18 protein-coding genes are annotated in these 17,460 nt (G+C 57.6%); 8 read left to right on the top strand and 10 right to left on the bottom strand.

The genetic code is table 11. From position 1 onward, the window contains the following. Positions 1–135: 135 nt before the first annotated feature. The 9 genes from ACYVIS_RS17880 to ACYVIS_RS17840 all read right to left on the bottom strand — a co-directional run bounded on the left by ACYVIS_RS17880 (position 136) and on the right by ACYVIS_RS17840 (position 7,841). Positions 136–1,113: a serine hydrolase gene (locus ACYVIS_RS17880; RefSeq protein ID WP_232742699.1), complete on the bottom strand. Its 978-nt coding sequence runs from the start codon at positions 1,111–1,113 to the stop codon at positions 136–138. Positions 1,114–1,136: 23 nt separating this feature from the next. Then, on the bottom strand, positions 1,137–1,736 hold the full coding sequence (locus ACYVIS_RS17875) for a Maf family protein (RefSeq protein ID WP_460874631.1): 600 nt from the start codon (positions 1,734–1,736) through the stop codon (positions 1,137–1,139). 33 nt (positions 1,737–1,769) lie between these two features. After that, positions 1,770–3,209, bottom strand: a complete 1,440-nt coding sequence (gene pyk / locus ACYVIS_RS17870; protein WP_232742701.1) for a pyruvate kinase — start codon at positions 3,207–3,209, stop codon at positions 1,770–1,772. A gap of 30 nt (positions 3,210–3,239) precedes the next feature. After that, positions 3,240–3,710 (bottom strand): 23S rRNA (pseudouridine(1915)-N(3))-methyltransferase RlmH, encoded by a 471-nt coding sequence (gene rlmH, locus ACYVIS_RS17865; RefSeq protein WP_460874630.1) that lies wholly within the window; start codon positions 3,708–3,710, stop codon positions 3,240–3,242. A 65-nt stretch (positions 3,711–3,775) separates the two neighbouring features. Continuing rightward, positions 3,776–4,174: a ribosome silencing factor gene (gene rsfS, locus ACYVIS_RS17860; protein WP_460874629.1), complete on the bottom strand. Its 399-nt coding sequence runs from the start codon at positions 4,172–4,174 to the stop codon at positions 3,776–3,778. Between the two features lie 23 nt (positions 4,175–4,197). Beyond that, on the bottom strand, positions 4,198–4,803 hold the full coding sequence (gene nadD, locus ACYVIS_RS17855) for a nicotinate (nicotinamide) nucleotide adenylyltransferase (RefSeq protein WP_232742704.1): 606 nt from the start codon (positions 4,801–4,803) through the stop codon (positions 4,198–4,200). Then, positions 4,794–5,702 carry an oxygen-dependent coproporphyrinogen oxidase gene (hemF, locus tag ACYVIS_RS17850; protein WP_232742705.1) on the bottom strand — a complete coding sequence of 303 codons (909 nt, stop codon included), beginning with the start codon at positions 5,700–5,702 and terminating at the stop codon, positions 4,794–4,796. Before hemF ends, nadD begins: the two co-directional genes overlap by 10 nt. A 39-nt stretch (positions 5,703–5,741) precedes the next feature. Next, entirely contained in the window at positions 5,742–7,037 is a 1,296-nt protein-coding gene (gene purD / locus ACYVIS_RS17845; protein WP_232742706.1) for a phosphoribosylamine--glycine ligase, read from the bottom strand. Between the two features lie 72 nt (positions 7,038–7,109). Next, positions 7,110–7,841, bottom strand: coding sequence for a YebC/PmpR family DNA-binding transcriptional regulator (locus ACYVIS_RS17840; protein ID WP_232742707.1), 732 nt, complete (start codon positions 7,839–7,841; stop codon positions 7,110–7,112). Between the two features lie 122 nt (positions 7,842–7,963). Here ACYVIS_RS17840 and ACYVIS_RS17835 point away from each other — a divergent pair, with 122 nt between their 5' ends. The 3 genes from ACYVIS_RS17835 to ACYVIS_RS17825 are packed head-to-tail and all read left to right on the top strand — an operon-like array spanning position 7,964 to position 11,553. Further along, positions 7,964–9,475 (top strand): helicase HerA-like C-terminal domain-containing protein, encoded by a 1,512-nt coding sequence (locus ACYVIS_RS17835; RefSeq protein WP_460874628.1) that lies wholly within the window; start codon positions 7,964–7,966, stop codon positions 9,473–9,475. A gap of 2 nt (positions 9,476–9,477) precedes the next feature. After that, entirely contained in the window at positions 9,478–10,431 is a 954-nt protein-coding gene (locus tag ACYVIS_RS17830; protein WP_460874627.1) for a 2-hydroxyacid dehydrogenase, read from the top strand. 54 nt (positions 10,432–10,485) lie between these two features. Further along, a complete protein-coding gene (locus tag ACYVIS_RS17825) occupies positions 10,486–11,553 on the top strand; it encodes a tartrate dehydrogenase (RefSeq protein WP_232742710.1) in 1,068 nt (355 codons plus the stop codon). On the opposite strand, the gene ACYVIS_RS17820 is transcribed toward ACYVIS_RS17825, so the two are convergent. Then, a complete protein-coding gene (locus ACYVIS_RS17820) occupies positions 11,537–12,412 on the bottom strand; it encodes a DMT family transporter (RefSeq protein ID WP_460874626.1) in 876 nt (291 codons plus the stop codon). The genes ACYVIS_RS17825 and ACYVIS_RS17820 overlap by 17 nt on opposite strands. Positions 12,413–12,494: 82 nt before the next feature. Here ACYVIS_RS17820 and ACYVIS_RS17815 point away from each other — a divergent pair, with 82 nt between their 5' ends. From ACYVIS_RS17815 to ACYVIS_RS17795, 5 genes are all read left to right on the top strand, one after another. Then, positions 12,495–13,481, top strand: a complete 987-nt coding sequence (locus ACYVIS_RS17815; RefSeq protein ID WP_460874625.1) for a quinone oxidoreductase family protein — start codon at positions 12,495–12,497, stop codon at positions 13,479–13,481. Between the two features lie 315 nt (positions 13,482–13,796). Beyond that, on the top strand, positions 13,797–14,528 hold the full coding sequence (locus ACYVIS_RS17810; protein ID WP_460874624.1) for an amino acid ABC transporter permease: 732 nt from the start codon (positions 13,797–13,799) through the stop codon (positions 14,526–14,528). Then, positions 14,528–15,181 (top strand): amino acid ABC transporter permease, encoded by a 654-nt coding sequence (locus tag ACYVIS_RS17805; protein ID WP_232742714.1) that lies wholly within the window; start codon positions 14,528–14,530, stop codon positions 15,179–15,181. The genes ACYVIS_RS17810 and ACYVIS_RS17805 overlap by 1 nt, the downstream gene beginning before the upstream one ends. After that, on the top strand, positions 15,165–15,893 hold the full coding sequence (locus ACYVIS_RS17800; RefSeq protein ID WP_232742715.1) for an amino acid ABC transporter ATP-binding protein: 729 nt from the start codon (positions 15,165–15,167) through the stop codon (positions 15,891–15,893). Before ACYVIS_RS17805 ends, ACYVIS_RS17800 begins: the two co-directional genes overlap by 17 nt. Positions 15,894–15,928: 35 nt before the next feature. After that, the gene (locus ACYVIS_RS17795) at positions 15,929–16,723 is read left to right on the top strand and encodes a transporter substrate-binding domain-containing protein (RefSeq protein WP_232742716.1); all 795 of its coding nucleotides are present in this window, start codon (positions 15,929–15,931) and stop codon (positions 16,721–16,723) included. The last annotated feature ends 737 nt before the right edge of the window (positions 16,724–17,460 follow it).

The raw sequence follows: 17,460 nt of genomic DNA, 5'->3' as shown, positions 1-17,460 counted from the left end.
CAGGCTCTTATCTGTACCAATCGCCCCGACAGGCTCAACCCTGCCGGGGCGTTTGCCTTTTCCGCACCTGTAGCCGCAACTCGCGCCGATGTTGGCGCACGCACAACCCAGAATTCAAGGTCGGACTAGTCTTTCCTAGCGGGCGGCTACCTGGGCAAGCAAGCGCTGCCCCTGTTCCTTGAATGAGGCAAACACTTTAGGCACGCTGTCGTCCGCTCCCTTCCAGTTGACGATGAGGCAGAAGCTGGTGCGCTGTGCGGGCTGTACCATCTGCCCGGCTACGCAGAAACAGTGGAAGCCTTCCCAATCTATGCTGCCGCCTTTGCCGTAAGCCATCGTATCTTCAGGCACTATCAAGGGCATGGCATCGGCCATGGCCGAGATGCGCTTGAATTCCGCCAGGGTTTCGCGTTTTCCAAAATATTTGTCGGCTAGAACCTGATCGTACCAACGCGTCATTTCGCTGGCCGTGCTGAGCATGGTTTGATGATCGTTCATGGGCGAGCGGGGCTTGCCTGGCATGGATCCATTTTGCATTTTCTCCATACCGGCCCAACCTATGTCGGTGCCGCTGGGCGCGCCCGCCAGATAGGAGAAGAGCTTGCGCGTGGAGTCGGGAATGCGTGTTTTGCCAAGCCCGGCATTTTTGATCAGCGTACGGACATTGTCGGCGCCCACAGCATTCAAGGCGACATCGGTCGCTGTGTTGTCGCTATGCGCAATCATGGCCTCCAGCACGCTTTTTGCGCTGGTACTGCCTTTCAGATGGATGAATACAGGGCTGCTGGGCGACCAGACTTTAGGCCCGATTTGAAGCTGTGTGTTTTCGGAAAGGCGGCCGGCCTCGACTTCTTTCAGGTATTGCGCCAGGATGAATGTCTTGACGGCACTGCCTATGAATAACGGGCGCTCGGCATTGAAGGCATAGCTCTTTTCGCCGTTCTTGCCATGAATCGAAATACTGATGGCGGTATTGTCGGGCGACAGAGTGCCGAATTCTTTCAGCGATTTTTCAATGGAAGCACTGTCCTGGGTTTGAGCCCGGACGCGGGGGGCAATAGCCGTGGACAAGGTGCCCAGGACTGCCGTGCGCAATAGCGTTCTGCGGTTCATTGAAGTGTCCTTAATATAAAAACTCAATTATCCAGACCCGCTCGTGCCAGCAGCCGGTGCGTTTCAAAAAGGGGCAGTCCCATTACTCCGGTGTAGCTGCCCGATATATGCTCGATAAAAATGGCTGCGGCGCCTTGTATCCCGTAGCTTCCGGCTTTGCCCAAAGGTTCGTCGGTTTGGCAATAGGCCTCGATTTCAGCATGCGACAGTCCTTTCATGCGCACCGTCGTGATCGACACATCTTCATATAGCTGGCCGCGGTGCGCAAGGACGATGGCGGTATGTACTTCGTGCGTGTGGCCTGACAAGCGCTCCAGCATGCTACGCGCCTCGGCCAGATCGGCAGGCTTGCCGAGCACGGCCTGGTCCAGTATGACGGTGGTGTCGGCCGATAATATGGGCCGTGGCGGCAGGGATTGGGCCGCAATCCAGCTTATGGCACGCAGCGCCTTGTCCCTGGCCGTGCGCCGCACATAGGCGGCTGCGGATTCGTTCTCGTGTATGGGCTCATCTTCACCGGGCGGCGACGGGACATCGAGCACCTGGTGCGGGATGCGTATCTGCTGCAGGAGTTCGTGGCGGCGCGGACTGGCCGAAGCGAGATAGATCATCGGGGTATTCATTGCGCGTTTATTGAAATCCGTCCGTTGGGCGGATTACCTGACCTTGAGTATTTTCATGCCGTTGGTGCCGCCGCTGTTGGTGTAATAGTCGCCCTTCGTCAGGATGATCCAGTCGCCTTTTTTCAGAAGCGCCTGCTGTTTCAATTCATCGATGGCGGCATCGCTGACTTTGGCCGGATCGATAGAGGCCGCGTCGAAAGGAACCGTATACACCCCCCGGAACAGTGCTGCTCGACGCTGGGTCATGGGGTGGGGCGTATAACAGTAAATGGGTACGCCGGAGCGGATGCGCGACATGATGAGCGGCGTATGGCCGCTTTCGGTCAGGCTGATGATGGCCTTGACGCCGGGGAAATGATTGGCGGCATACATGGCCGACAGCGCAATGGTTTCATCGCAGCGTGTAAAGGTTTCGCCCAGGCGGTGTTTCGAATGGGTCGTGGTGGGTTCCTGTTCGGCGCCCAGGCAGATGCGGGCCATGGCTTCCACGGCTTCCACGGCGTATTGGCCCGAAGCGCTTTCGGCCGACAGCATGACCGCATCGGTGTAGTCGAGGACGGCGTTGGCCACGTCCGACACCTCGGCCCGGGTTGGCAAGGGGCTGCTGATCATGGATTCCATCATTTGAGTGGCTGTGATCACCAGCTTGTTGTGCGTGCGCGCATGTTGGATGATGCGTTTTTGTATGCCGACCAGCCTGGCGTCGCCGATTTCCACGCCCAGATCGCCGCGTGCGACCATGACGCCATCGCTGGCCTTGATCAGGGAGTCGAGCGCACGGTCGTCGGCGACGGCCTCGGCGCGCTCGATCTTGGCGATCAGCCAGGCCGGGCTGCCCGCGGCCCGCACCAGCTTGCGTGCTTCGTCGATGTCGCGGCCGTAGCGGGGAAACGATACCGCGACATAGTCGAGTTCGAGTTCGGCGGCCAGCAGGATATCGAGCTTGTCTTTATCGGTCAGGCTGGGCGCCGAGATGCCGCCGCCGCGCCGGTTTATGCCCTTGTTGTTCGACAAGGGGCCACCCACGGTGACGCGGGTGTGCACCGCATGGGCGTCGACCTTCTCGACCTTCAGCACGACCCGTCCGTCATCGAGCAGCAGTTCGTCGTCGGGGCGGCAATCGCTGACGAGGCTGGGATAATCGATTCCGACGATGGTTTCGTTGCCCTCGTCGGGCGGGTATTTATTGGATAGGGTAAATGGCTGGCCGACAGCCAGCGTGATCTTGCCCGATTTGAAGCGGGCTATACGTATCTTCGGGCCCTGCAAATCCCCCATCAGCGCGACGAACCGGCCATGTTTGGCGGCCAGGGCGCGGACTGTTTCGGCTCGTTGCCGATGGTCTTGCGGATTGCCGTGCGAGAAATTCAGCCGGGCCACGTCCATTCCGGCCAGAATCAGTTGTTCGATTTTTTCAGGGCTGGAACTGGCTGGGCCCAGCGTGGCAACAATTTTGGTACGACGTTTCGACATGGATTGATCGCTCGAAATAGTGCTGCGCGTTCAGGCGCGGTGATAGGGATGGTGGTTCATGATAGTCCAGGCTCGATAGAGCTGCTCGGCCAGTACAACACGTACCATGGGGTGGGGAAGTGTCAGGGAGGACAGCCGCAGCAGGTCGCCGCAGCTTTTTTTCAGCTCGGCATCCAGGCCATCGGGGCCACCTACGAGAAAGGCGATATCCTGGCCGCCGGCGCGCCACTTTTCGAGTTCGGCCGAGAGCTTCATGGTGCTGAGGTCGCGGCCGTGCTCGTCAAGAGCGATACGCAGCGTATTGAGGGGCAGGGCCGCCTCGATACGCTTTGCTTCGGCCTGCATCATCCGCGCCGGGGTTTTGCCTGTCGTGCGCGATTCGGGCTTGATTTCCCTGAGTTCGAGGGCGCAATCGGCCGGCAATCGCCTGGAATAATCCTGCCAGGCGGCTTCCACCCATTGCGGCATGCGCACTCCGACGGCAATCACAAAAAGTTTCATGCCAGGCGCCTGGCCAGGTTGTGGAGATTATGTCCTGGCATGATTTGGGATCCTGTGCCGGGAGGTCAGTCCGCGTCGAAGTCGTACGACGCGCCAGCGCTGCCGGGTTGCGTGGACTGCGGCAGGAGTTTGATGCGCACGGGTTTGCCGCCCCAGATCTCTTCGAGGTTGTAATACTGGCGTATCGAAGGCTGCATGCAATGCACGACAATATCGCCCAAGTCTACCAGTACCCATTCTCCGGTGTCCTCGCCTTCGTAGGCGATAACCGGAATTTTGAGTTCGCGGGCGCGATCGGCCACGCTCGATGCCAGAGCCCGGGTTTGCCGGTTCGAGGTCCCGCTGGCGATGACCACCCGGTCGAACAAGCTGGTAACGTGGGTGGTATTGAAGATTTTGATATCTTGCGCCTTGACGTCTTCGAGAGCGTCTATGACGATGCGTTGCAGTTTTTGTATGTCCATAACCTGAACTATAACGTGAGACGCTATGAAAGAGGGGGATGATAGAGCTTGTGTCGCTGAATATAGTGCGCGACTGCAACATCGAGCAATTCCCGCACCGGCAGGCCGGCGGCCAGGCGCCGGCGTACGTCCGACGCCGATATGGGCATGGGTTCGAAGGGTAGTTCGACGATGCGCCGGCCCAGAGTGTCCAGATGCCGGGCAAGCTCCGGCGGGACACTGACGGACGTGCCTGGGCGCTGAGCGACCACCAGGTAAACCAGCCTTGCGATCTCTTCCCATTCGTGCCATGAGCAAAAATTGCTGAGTTGATCGGCTCCCAGTATCCAGTAATAGTCTGCGCCCGCCGGAAGTTGCCTGAGGGTGTCGATGGTATAGGTTTTTCCGCCGCGCTCGATTTCCGCGGGATTGACGCATAAACGAGGGTGGCCTGCGATGGCGAGTTCGACAAGGGCCAGGCGTTGCTGCGGGGTGGCTTGCAGCGGTGCGCGTTGCCAGGGATCGGCAGCGGGGATGAGCTGCAACTGATCAAGCCGCAGGGCCTGGCAGGCCGCTTCCGCAAGAGCGATATGCGCCAGATGAATGGGGTCGAAACTTCCGCCCAGCAAGCCGATTTTTTTCAGAGCCATTCGCGTGGTTTTAAATAATCCTGCAGTGCCGCTTCGGGAGTGCCTTCCTGGGGGGTCCAGTTATAGCGCCAGGTGGCTAGCGGCGGCATGGAAAGCAGAATGGATTCGGTGCGGCCTCCCGATTGCAGGCCGAACAGGGTTCCCCGGTCGAATACCAGGTTGAATTCGACATAGCGGCCGCGACGGTAGGCCTGGAACTCACGTTGCCGTTCGCCATATTCGATATGGCGCCGTTTTTCGACAATAGGCATGTAGGCGGCCAGGAAGCTGTCGCCAACCGAGCGCGTCAGGGCAAAGCTTTTTTCAAAGCCCAGGGCGTTCAGATCGTCGAAAAACAGGCCGCCTATGCCGCGGGTTTCGTTGCGGTGCTTCAGATAGAAGTAGTCGTCGCACCATTTTTTGTAGGCGGGATATTTGTCTGTGCCGAACGGGGCCACGGCGGCATGGCAGGTTTGATGAAAATGCCGGGCATCTTCATCGAAGGCGTAGTAAGGGGTCAAATCCAGGCCGCCGCCAAACCAGAAGGCGTCGTCGGCATTGCTGTCTTTGGGGGCCGGCGCAACGAACAATCGGACGTTCATATGGACAGTCGGAATATAAGGATTACGCGGATGCAAAACCATGGAAACCCCCATGGCTTCCCAGGGACGGCCTGCCAGATCGCTTCGATGTGCGCTGGCGGAAGGCGGCAGGGTGTTTCCCTTGACGTGGCTGAACAGGACCCCGGCGCGTTCAAACAGAGGGCCGCCTTCGAGCAGCCGCGAAATGCCGCCCCCTCCTTCGTTGCGGACCCAGCGATCAGCCTGGAAGGCTGTGCCGTCCGCCTGTTCCAGGGCCGCTACGATGCGGGCCTGCAGATCGAGAAAATAATCATAGGCGGATGAAATGGGCACAACCATGGCAACTTCCTTGAGTACTCCTGCTTTTGCAGGTAAAAATTACGACGGGGCTTCCCCGTGAGGCAAGGCCCGCCAACCGATATCGGTACGGTATTGCTGACCGTCAAAATGAGTTTTTTGTATTGCCGCGTAGGCGGCGGCCTGGGCCCGCTTGACCGAGTCGCCGAGCGCCGTTACGCACAAGACGCGTCCGCCGGAGGTTTTGATGACCCCGTCTTCCAGCTGGGTGCCGGCATGAAATACCATGCACTCCTCGGTGTCGTCCGGCAGTTGCGTCAGGGCATCGCCCGTGCGCGGCGTGCCGGGATAATTATGAGCCGCCAGGACTACGCCCAGCGCCGTGCGGCGGTCCCAGACAATGCTGGCCTGGTCCAGTTTGCCGATTACAGCCTTTTCGAACACATCGAGCAGATCGCTTTTGATGCGCATCATGATGGGCTGGGTTTCGGGGTCGCCCATGCGGCAATTGAACTCCAGCACCTTGAGAGGGCGGCTTGCATCGGAGCCCTCGCCGATCATGAGGCCGGCATACAGGAACCCTGTGAACGGTATGCCGTCCTTGGCCATGCCTTGAATGGAGGGGAGGATGACTTCGCGCATGATGCGGTTGTGCAGCGCGGGGGTGACGATAGGGGCGGGGGAATAGGCTCCCATGCCGCCCGTATTCGGCCCCTGGTCGTGGTCTTTCAGGCGCTTATGGTCCTGGCTGGTTGCCAGCGCAAGCACATTGCTGCCGTCGCACATGACAATAAAGCTCGCTTCTTCGCCAAGCAGGCATTCTTCAATGACCACGCGCGCGCCCGCGGCGCCAAACGAGCCGTCGCCCAGCATCATGTCGACGGCCTGGTGCGCTTCGGCCACGGTAGTGGCGACAATGACCCCCTTGCCTGCGGCCAGGCCATCGGCCTTGACGACGATGGGCGCTCCTTGGGCATCGATATAAGCCTTGGCCGGAGCCGGGTCGGTAAAGGTTTGATAGGCCGCGGTCGGGATACGGTGACGCACCATGAAGGCTTTGGCGTAGTCCTTGGAGCTTTCCAATTGCGCCGCGGCTTGCGTGGGACCGAAAATTTTCAGGCCCTGGGCGCGAAAAGCATCGACGACGCCGGCCGCCAGCGGCGCTTCGGGGCCGACTACCGTCAGGGCTATGCCTTCTTGCTTGGCAAAGGCGACGAGTTCGTCGATTTGTGTCAATGCAAGGTTCTGCAGGCGATTGCTTCGGGCCGTACCGCCATTGCCTGGCGCTACATACACTTTATGTACGCGGGGCGACTGCGCCAAGCGCCAGGCCAGGGCATGTTCGCGGCCACCGCTGCCTATTACGAGAAGTTTCATGGTTTTGGGGTGTTGTTGTGTTTGCTGTAGGACAAAGTCAAAAGGCTTGATCTGGATCAAGGTGGGGCAGCGTCAGTCCGATTCGTCGAGAATTGCGGTGGTATAGACTTCCTGGACGTCGTCCAGCCCTTCCAGAACATCGAGCAGTTTTTGCATTTTGATGGAGTCTTCGCCGTCCAGCTCGGTTTCGCTCAGCGCTTTCATGATAATGCCGTGAACTTCCGGCACAAGCCCGGCGGATTCGAAAGCGCTCTTGACTGCCGCATAGTCGCCGACCGGGCAAATGACTTCGATGACCCCTTCGTCATCGGTCTGGATGTCTTCGGCACCGGCTTCGAGCGCTGCTTCCATGACCTGGTCCTCGGAGGTGCCGGGAGCGAAGAGGAATTGCCCGCAATGCTTGAACATGAAGGCAACCGACCCTTCCTGGCCCAGATTGCCGCCATGTTTCGAAAAAGCATGGCGCACTTCGGCCACGGTGCGAATGCGGTTGTCGGTCATGCAGTCGACAATGACCGCGGCTCCGCCCACCCCATAGCCTTCGTAACGGATCTCTTCGTAGTTGGCTCCGTCGGCGCCACCGGCGCCACGCATGATGGCGCGCTGTATGTTTTCCTTGGGCATATTGGCCGCCGTCGCCTTATCCCAGGCCATGCGCAGCCGCGGGTTGGCATCGGCATCGGCACCGCCGGCACGTGCGGCAACCGTGACTTCACGGATGATTTTTGTCCAGAGTTTGCCTCGTTTGGCATCTTGGCGACCCTTGCGGTGCTGGATGTTCGCCCATTTACTGTGTCCGGCCATGGAGTATCTTCGTTTTTAAAAGGAAAACAATTTTACCGCGTGCCGGGCTTTGCCGCGTGCACTGGCCGGTTCGTCCCATTACACTTGGGTTTGTGCTCGATGCTTGAATAGAAAGGAAAAAAATGGCGGATCCCATTCTCATTGCAAAAAATGCCCATATCGAACTCTCCCTGCTTCCCGAGCTGGCCAATCGGCACGGGTGCATTACGGGTGCGACAGGTACCGGCAAGACGGTCACGCTGCAAGTCCTGGCCGAGGCATTTTCCCGCATGGGGACGCCGGTTTTCATGGCCGACATCAAGGGCGATCTCAGCGGAATCTCCCAGTCGGGCGCAAACACTCCAAAACTGCAGGAACGACTTCAGAAGCTGGGCTTGCCCGAGCCGGCCTGGGGGGGCTGCCCGACCGTATTCTGGGACGTGCTGGGCCAGCAGGGACATCCGATCCGAGCCACGATTTCCGATATGGGGCCTTTGTTGCTGGCCCGCATGCTGGAACTCAATGAAACCCAGGAAGGGGTGTTGAGCCTGGTGTTCAAAGTGGCCGACGACGAAGGGCAGTTGATACTCGATATGAAAGATTTGCGGGCCATGTTGCAAAATGTGGCCGATCGGGCAGGGGAGCTCAAAACGCGTTATGGCAATGTGTCGGCGGCATCGATTGGCACGATTCAGCGCGGTTTGCTGCAATTGGAATCGCAAGGGGCCGATCAGTTCTTCGGCGAGCCCATGCTCGATGTGTTCGACCTGATCCGCGTCAATGAAAAAGGCCAGGGTGTCGTCAATGTGCTGGCGGCCGACAAACTCATGCAGGCGCCGCGTCTGTATGCTGTGTTTTTACTGTGGATGCTGGCTGATCTGTACGAAAAATTGCCGGAGATAGGCGATCCGGAAAAGCCCAAGTTCGTTTTCTTCTTCGATGAAGCGCACCTGCTGTTCAACGATGCGCCCAAGGCCTTGCTCGAAAAAATCGAGCAGGTCGTGCGCCTGGTGCGATCCAAGGGCGTGGGCATTTATTTTGTGACGCAAAATCCCCTCGATATTCCGGATACCGTTCTGGGACAGTTGGGAAACCGGGTGCAGCATGCTTTGCGAGCCTTTACCCCGCGCGATCAGAAAGCGGTCAAGACAGCGGCCCAGACCATGCGTGTCAACCCGGATCTCGATATCGAAACCGCGATTACCGAGCTGGGCGTGGGTGAAGCGCTGGTGTCGATGCTGGATGCCAAGGGGCGGCCTTGCGTGACGCAGCGTGCCTGGATGCTGGCCCCGGGCAGCCGGATTGGCCCGGCTACCGATGCCGAGCGCCAGGCGGTACGGGCTTCATCCTTGCTGGGTGGCAAGTACGAGCAGGCTATCGATCGTGAATCGGCCTACGAGGTTTTGCAGAAGCGTGTCGAAGGCGGCTCGGCGCCTGGCGGTGACGCCGCAGGCGCGCCCGTGTCCGGTGCACGGCAGGGCCAGGCCGGCACGGGAGGACTGCTGGGAACCGTCAACGACTTTCTTTTCGGCTCCACCGGGCCACGCGGCGGCCGTCGCGAAGGGGTGGTGCAGTCTGTGGTCAAAAGTGTGGCGCGCCAGACGGCAAGCAGCCTGGTTCGCGGCGTACTGGGTTCTCTGATAGGGCGCCGCTAGACATGAGCGTACAGAAAATCAAGGCACGAATCATCGTCGCGGCAAACACTGATCGCGGTACACACGTATGGTGCCAGGCCTTCGAGCAAGCCTTGCCCGGCGCCCGGCTCATCCCCTGGAATGAGGCCGATGAGGACAGCCGCGCGGATTATGCGCTTGTCTGGAAGCCTCCGGGCGCGCTGTTCCGCCGCGAGACTCGCCTCAAGGCGGTGTTCAATCTGGGGGCCGGGGTCGATGGCCTGCTGAGCCTGCCCGATCTTCCCGTGGGCTTGCCGGTTGTGCGCCTGGAAGATGCCGGCATGACCGAGCAAATGGTCGAATATGTTGTGCACGGGTTATTGCGGGTTTCCCGTGAGTTTGCAGCTTATGAGACGCAGCAGCGGGCTCTGGCCTGGAAGCCATTGCGGCCTGTCGAGCGCGAGCAGTGGCCGGTTGGCGTCATGGGCCTGGGAGCGATCGGCTTGAGCGTGGCGCAAGCGATTGCCCGGCTGGGCTATCCCGTGGCCGGGTGGGCTCGCAGCCATCGGGATATCGCCGGTATCAGTGTCTTTGCCGGCCTTGCCCAGTTGCCCGCGTTTCTGGCACGCACTCGAGTGCTGGTTAATGTCTTACCGCTTACCGGCGACACCGAAAACATCCTGAATCGGCAAAACCTTGAACGCCTTCGGGCCTCCGCTTATTTGATCAACGTGGCTCGCGGCTCTCATCTGGTCGAGCAAGACTTGCTCGATCTGCTGGACTCGGGGCACATGCAGGGCGCCTTGCTCGATGTGTTTCGAGTCGAACCGCTGCCTGCCGACCACCCATTCTGGCGGCATGAAAAGGTAACGGTGACCCCGCATATTGCCGCGATTACCTTGCGTGAACATACCGTGGAGCAGATCGTCAATAAAATACATAGCCTGGAACAGGGCTTGCTGGTTTCTGGACTGGTGTCCAGGGATCATGGCTATTAATAAAATGGTTCCGTATCAATCTATTGTTTCGTCATACTTGAAAAAGGGAAAACAGTGTCCAGAACTCACAAAATAGCCGTTATCGCCGGTGACGGCATAGGCAAGGAAGTCATGCCCGAAGGCATCCGCGCAATGGAGGCCGCAGCCGATCGCTACGGCATCCGGTTCGACTGGGACAGACTCGATTGGAGTTGCGATCATTATGCCAAGCACGGCCGCATGATGCCTGAAGACTGGAAGGAGCGGATTGGCGGCCATGAAGCCATCTTTTTTGGCGCCATAGGCTGGCCGGCCACCGTGCCCGATCATATTGCCCTATGGGACTCGCTGTTCAAGTTCCGGCGCGAGTTCGATCAGTATATTAATTTGCGGCCAGTGCGCCTCATGCCGGGCGTCAAATCGCCCCTGGCCGATCGCAAGCCCGGCGATATCGACTTCTACATTGTGCGCGAGAACACCGAAGGCGAGTACTCGAACAGCGGCGGACGCCTGTTCGAAGGCACTTCCCGCGAAGTGGTGATTCAGGAAAGTGTATTTACCCGAGTGGGGGCCGAACGCGTCCTGAAGTTTGCCTTTGAACTGGCTAAAAAACGAAATAAACACGTTACGGCCGCCACCAAGTCCAACGGCATTTCGATTTCCATGCCCTGGTGGGATGAACGTGTCGCCGAGATGGCGGGGCATTATCCGGATGTGCGCTGGGACAAATATCATATTGATATCCTGTGCGCTCATTTTGTCCAGCATCCGGACTGGTTCGACGTGGTGGTGGCGTCCAATTTGTTTGGCGATATTCTGTCCGACCTGGGGCCGGCCTGCACGGGCACCATAGGCATAGCGCCTTCGGCCAATCTCAATCCCGAGCGTCTGTTTCCGTCCTTGTTCGAGCCAGTGCATGGTTCGGCGCCCGATATCGCCGGCAAGGGGCTTGCCAATCCGATAGGGCAAATCTGGAGCGGGGCGCTCATGCTCGATTTCCTGGGCTACCCCGAGGCGTCGCAATCCGTGGTGAAGGCCATCGAAACCGTGCTGGAGCAAGGGCCGCGCACGCCTGACATGAAGGGCAAGGCAAGCACCAGCGAAGTCGGCAAGGCCGTGGCTGAACTTATTGCGCAAGCCTAGCTTTTTTACCCGTTTGCCGCAGCCCCGACCAGACGATGGCGCCTATCATGAGGGCGCCGCCGAAGAGCGCGCGCACGGACGGGTATTGTGCGAACAGCACGGCGGCAAAAAAAATGGCATAAATGGGTTCAAGAGCGATGACGATACCGGCGCTGCGTGCGTTCAGGATCGTCAGGCTCGATACCAGCAAATAATGCGATAAGGCCGTGCAAAACACCCCCAGCAGCGCAATCCACAGCCAGTTGATGGCTGGGAGGTGGAGAAATTCGCCAAAGGCAAATGGCAAGGTGAGTGCGGCGACCACCAGATTTTCCCAGCAGGCGACTTGCTGGGCTGGAATATGTGCGGCGGCGCGGCGATTGATCAGTGTGAACAAGGCGAAAGCCAGGCCCGATACAAGCGCCCAGGCCAGGCCGATGGTGGCCTGGTTCCGGAAGTCGAACGAGGGCGTCACCAGGAGCAGTCCGAGTGTCACGAGCAGCACAATGGTCCATTCGCTCAAACTGACTTTTTCATGAAAGAAAAAGCGCTCGCTCAGCGTAATGAACGCCGGGAAGCTGGCGAATCCCAAGGTGGCGATGGCGACGCCTCCCACCTTTACCGCTATGAAAAAAGTAATCCAGTGGATGGCGAGCAGGCTGCCTGCCGCCAGCAATACGCCGAATTGCCTGGACTTCAAGCCCTGGGAGATGGAACCGCCCTGGACGCGCATGAATACAAACAGGGCCAGAACGGCAAAGCCGGCGCGGCCCGCCGTAATGAGGATGGCGCTGGCTTTGATGAGTTCCCCGAATATGCCGGTCAGGCCAAATAAAACGGCTGCGATATGAATCGAAAAAAGAGCGTGCCTACGATTCATATTTATAAGTATTTATATGCAATCTGGAATTAAACTACAGGAACTCGATTTGCCAGCAAAGTCTAGACACAAGGAGTCTGTTTTGGAAAACCAAGTCAAAGCAATACGCATTGAGGAGCATGGCGGCCCTGAAGTGCTGAAATTAGTTTCAGTTGCACTGCCCGCACCGCAAAAAAACGAAGTCACCATACGTCAAAAGGCGGTAGGGCTGAATTTCGTCGATATCTATTTTAGATCAGGTTTGTATCCGCATCCCTTGCCCCATGGTCTGGGTGCCGAAGCCGCGGGCGTCGTCGAGGCGGTGGGAGCGGAGGTAAAGCACCTCAAGGCGGGCGATCGGGTGGCGTATGGCCAAAGCCCTCTGGGCGCTTATGCCGAAGCGCGCAACGTGCCGGCTCATCAGGTGGTCAAGCTTCCCAAAGGCATAAGCTTCGACGACGCGGCCGCGCTGATGTTGAAAGGCCTGACCGTGCAATACCTGTTCCGGCAGACATACCGCCTGCAGGGCGGCGAAACCATACTGTTCCATGCGGCGGCCGGTGGAGTGGGGCTGATTGCCTGCCAATGGGCAAAAGCCTTGGGTGTCAAGCTGATCGGTACCGCATCCAGCCCCGAAAAAGCGGCTCTGGCCAAGGCGAATGGCGCCTGGGAAGTTATCGATTATTCCCGTGAAAATGTGGTCGAGCGCGTCCTGGAACTGACCGGTGGCAAGAAAGTCCCCGTGGTCTACGACGGCGTGGGCAAGGATACATGGCTGGCGTCGCTCGACTCCCTCCAGCCGCGCGGGCTGATGGTCAGTTTCGGGAATGCTTCGGGGCCGGTCGATGGCGTCAACCTGGGAATTCTCGCCAGTAAAGGCTCGCTGTATGTCACTCGTCCTACACTGGGAACCCATGTTCCCACGTACGAAAAATTGCAGGCGGCGGCCGACGAGCTTTTTGGCCTGGTAGGCAAAAAGAAAATCAGCGTGCGTATTGGCCAGCGCTTTGCCTTGAAGGATGCGGGCGCCGCGCAAGTCGCATTGGCGAGCCGTAAAACTACCGGCGGCACCATCCTGACGCTGGACTGACCCTTATTGCCATACCTCTTACGTGGTCGGATGACTAAGTCCGGCCACGGATGGCCTATGCGCGGCTGACCCATGACAATCATTACAGGGGCCCCGCCGTGCCGTGCTACTTGCGGCGGGCTATTTCGCGCAAATTGCTGTATACCGTGCTTTAAATTCCCTGCTGTGGCCTGGTGCACTTTCTGCGGAATCTCGCGCGGGCGCTTTATTAGGGTAATTCATGATTGGTATTCATGATGGTTATGAATATGATGTATAACATCGTACAACATAAAACACAGGTATCTCTGCAGGCTAGAGGTCTGTGCATGAAACATGCATTACACGTTCAATTTCCTCGGCTTGTTGCCGTATTGGGATTTATTCCTTAGCGGCGTCGAGCGTACGCTCGAACTCACCGTTTTCGCTACCGCTTTTGGGCTGGTCATCGGCACTTTGTGCGCCATAGGCAAGCGCAGTCATGCTGCGGTATTGCGCAACGTCTGTGGTGCCTATGTGGAAATTATCCGCAATACACCCTTTATTGTTCAGATTTTTTTATTGTATTTCGGGCTTTCCAGTATTGGGCTGCGTTTACCGGCGATGGTGGCCGCTGTGATAGCCATGGTGATCAACGTCGGCGCCTATAGCGCCGAGATCATCCGGGCCGGGATGGATGCCATTCCGCATGGGCAGATAGAAGCGGCCGAATGCCTGGGCCTGAGCCGTCCCCGCGTATATTGGCATGTGATCCTGCAGCCCGCTGCCGAAAAAATTTATCCGGCGCTGACCAGCCAATTTATTTTGATGATGCTGATGTCATCGATAGCCTCTCAGATATCGGTGGAAGAATTGACTGCGGTGGCCAACCAGATCCAGTCGGAAACTTTCCTGTCGGTTGAAACCTATATTGTCGTGGCGGCGTTCTATTTGATCCTGGCGGTACTGTTGAAGCTGGGTTTCTGGCTGGCTGGCGATTTGATCTTCAAAAGAAAAAGAGCCATAAGAAATGCGCTCAGAAGACAGAGCCAGCAAGCCAAACCGCTGACTTATCAAAGGGGAGTGTAATGCTCGGTTCGTTTACCCTGGCTCATCTTTATTATCTGCTCGATGGTGTGGTCTGGACGCTGGTTTTATCTCTGCTGGCGTTTGTGCTGGGAGGTTTCGCCGGTTTCTTTGTAATGCTGGCGCGCATATCCGAGCATAAATATCTGCGCTGGGCATCGCTGGTTTACGTGCAGCTTCTGCAGGGGATTCCTCTGCTGGTGATTTTATTCCTGGTTTATTACGGCCTGGGGATATTCGGCCTGGAATTGCCCGCTCTGGTGGCCGCCGGCGTGGCACTGATGTTCTATGTCAGCGCGTTTCTGGGGGAAATCTGGCGCGGCTGCGTGGAGTCTGTGGTCAAGACGCAATGGGAAGCCGCCGAGTGCCTGTCTTTCTCGCGATCCCAGACACTGTTCCTGGTAATCATTCCGCAGGCCGTACGTATTTCGCTGCCACCCACCGTGGGCTTTCTGGTTCAAGTGCTCAAGGGGACTTCCCTGGCGTCGGTTATCGGTTTTGTCGAACTGACGCGGGCTGGGCAGGTTATCAATAATTCTATATTCCAGCCTTTCCTGATTTTTGTTCTGGTCGGAATTTTCTACTTCGTGCTGTGCTACCCATTGTCGCGCTGGAGCCGTTATATGGAGAAAAAATTAAATGTCGGTAGTCGTTAAAGTCGATAACATCTTCAAGCGTTTTGGACATGTCGATGTGCTCAAGGGGGTGTCGTTCGAAGTCAATAAAGGCGAAGTGATTGCCATCATAGGGCAGAGCGGTTCCGGCAAGAGCACGGCATTGCGCTGTCTGGACCGTCTTGAAACGATTGATTCGGGTGCCATTGACCTGTGCGGCCATCAACTGAATTCGCCCGGCCTGAATCTGCACAAGCTAAGGCTGGACGTCGGGATCGTTTTCCAGAGCTATAACCTTTTCCCGCATCTCACGGTCGAGCAAAACATTATGCTGGCCCTGAAGCATGTCAAGAAGATGGATCGCAAATCGTGTGAAAAAGTGGCCGCACACGTATTGCGGAAAGTAGGCCTGAGCGAAAAAGCGCTTAATTATCCTGAGCAGCTGTCGGGCGGCCAACAACAGCGGGTGGCGATTGCCCGTTCGTTGGCGATGGAGCCGCAAGTCATGCTGTTCGACGAGGTCACATCGGCGCTCGATCCACAACTGACCGGCGAGGTTCTAAAGGTGATCGAAGATCTGGCCGCCGGTGGCATGACCATGATCCTGGTAACCCACGAAATGGAGTTTGCAAAAAAAATTGCCGATCGAATCATTTATATGAACGAAGGCAAAGTGTGGGAAACCGGGGGCAGTGAAATTCTGGCCAACCCCAGGACGGAAGAGCTGCGGCGTTTTGTCGGCAATGGCCTTTGAAAATTGATCAAAATTCCACAAACGGAGATATCAACATGAAACGAGTAAAAACAATTTTTGGTTCGCTCTTTGCCCTGACGCTGGTTTCCGCCGTCGGCCTGGCCAGTGCGGGCGAGCTTGACCAGATCAAGGCGGCGGGGAAAATCCGTATCGCTGTGGCGATGGGCGTTCCGCTGTTCAGTTATGCCGATGCCAATTTGCAGCCCGCGGGTTCGGATGTCGATACGGCCAAGCTGTTGGCCAAAGACTTGGGTGTGAAGCTCGAGCTGGTTCAGATCACCAACGCGGCGCGTATCCCGACGATCCAGACCGGCAAAGCGGACCTGGCCGTAGCTAATTTATCGGTCACCGACGAACGGAAGAAAGTCATTGATTTTTCTACGCCTTACGCGGCTCTGCAAACAATAGTTGCTGCGCCAAAAGCAGTCAGTATTCACGGTTATGCCGATTTGGCCGGCAAGGACGTAGGGGTTACTCGTGCCACGGTGAATGACAGCACCATTACGAAAATGGCCAAAGGTGCCAATATCAAGCGCTTCGAAGATGATGCCACTTTGATTACCGCCGCGGTGTCGGGCCAGGTGGGCGTGGTGTCGACCCAGGCGCCTCTGATCGGGGAAATCAACAAGAAAACCTCGGGCAAGCCCTTCGAAACGAAATTCGTGATGCAGAACTACATGCTTGGCATCGCTCTGCCTAAAAACAATCCCAAGTTAAAAGAATGGGTTGATGCCTGGGTTGTGGCGAATCTGAAAAACGGCAAATTGAATGAGATTTATAAAAAATATCACGGCGCCGATTTGCCCGAGAGCGTGACCAAGGTCAAATAATTGAGTGACGATCAAAAAATCGACCGTGATTAAAACTCGACCGCATTAAATAATTGGATTACGTCGATATTTCGTAAATAGCGTCTGGGAAATTCCCAGACGCTAACGTAGCGGCGAGTCTGGTGCCCGGCCTGGTTTTTTAACTGTCCAACTTTTGTTTAGTGTATTTTTGGGTCGAGTTGTTTGCGGCATTCTGTTTGTGGCATTCGGTGGTGGATGGGTATTGGTATATAAAGACGCCGTCTATCGGGGCTTGGGGTCAGGGCCGGCACGGCGTGCTTGATCCGGATCTACCTCGTCCAGGCGGGCGTCGGGCGAACTCGCCCAGCCTCGCGAGGCTGGGCTCAGACAGCGCCCGCCGAAAGCCCCCGCCTTCCCTACGGTAGCATCCGGCGCACGCCTTACGCCGGTCCTGACCCCAAGCCCCGATAGGCGGCTCACGTTGCGGCATGCCTGGAATTGCATCATGGGATGCCCGGAATTTACGTGCTTGCGCCCACCGTTAATGGGCCAGCACCCCTAGAACCGTTAACGTGCCCGCACTCATGCCTCCATCACGTCGCCACATCTACCTCGATTGACGACTGGATGTACTAAAAGCACCCACCGCTTCAATGTAGTCTGTGATTGGCTCAACGAGGCTTCCCCAACGTATCCCTCGATGCATTGCCTCAACGTAAGCCGCAGGGTGGGCGGTGCTGTGTAGTCCGGCGGTAGTCCAGCGCCGGGTGCAATGG

This window comes from Paralcaligenes ginsengisoli (assembly GCF_054781135.1).
The sequence above is the reverse complement of the archived record's forward strand: the minus strand, read 5'-3'. Positions and strand labels throughout refer to the sequence as shown.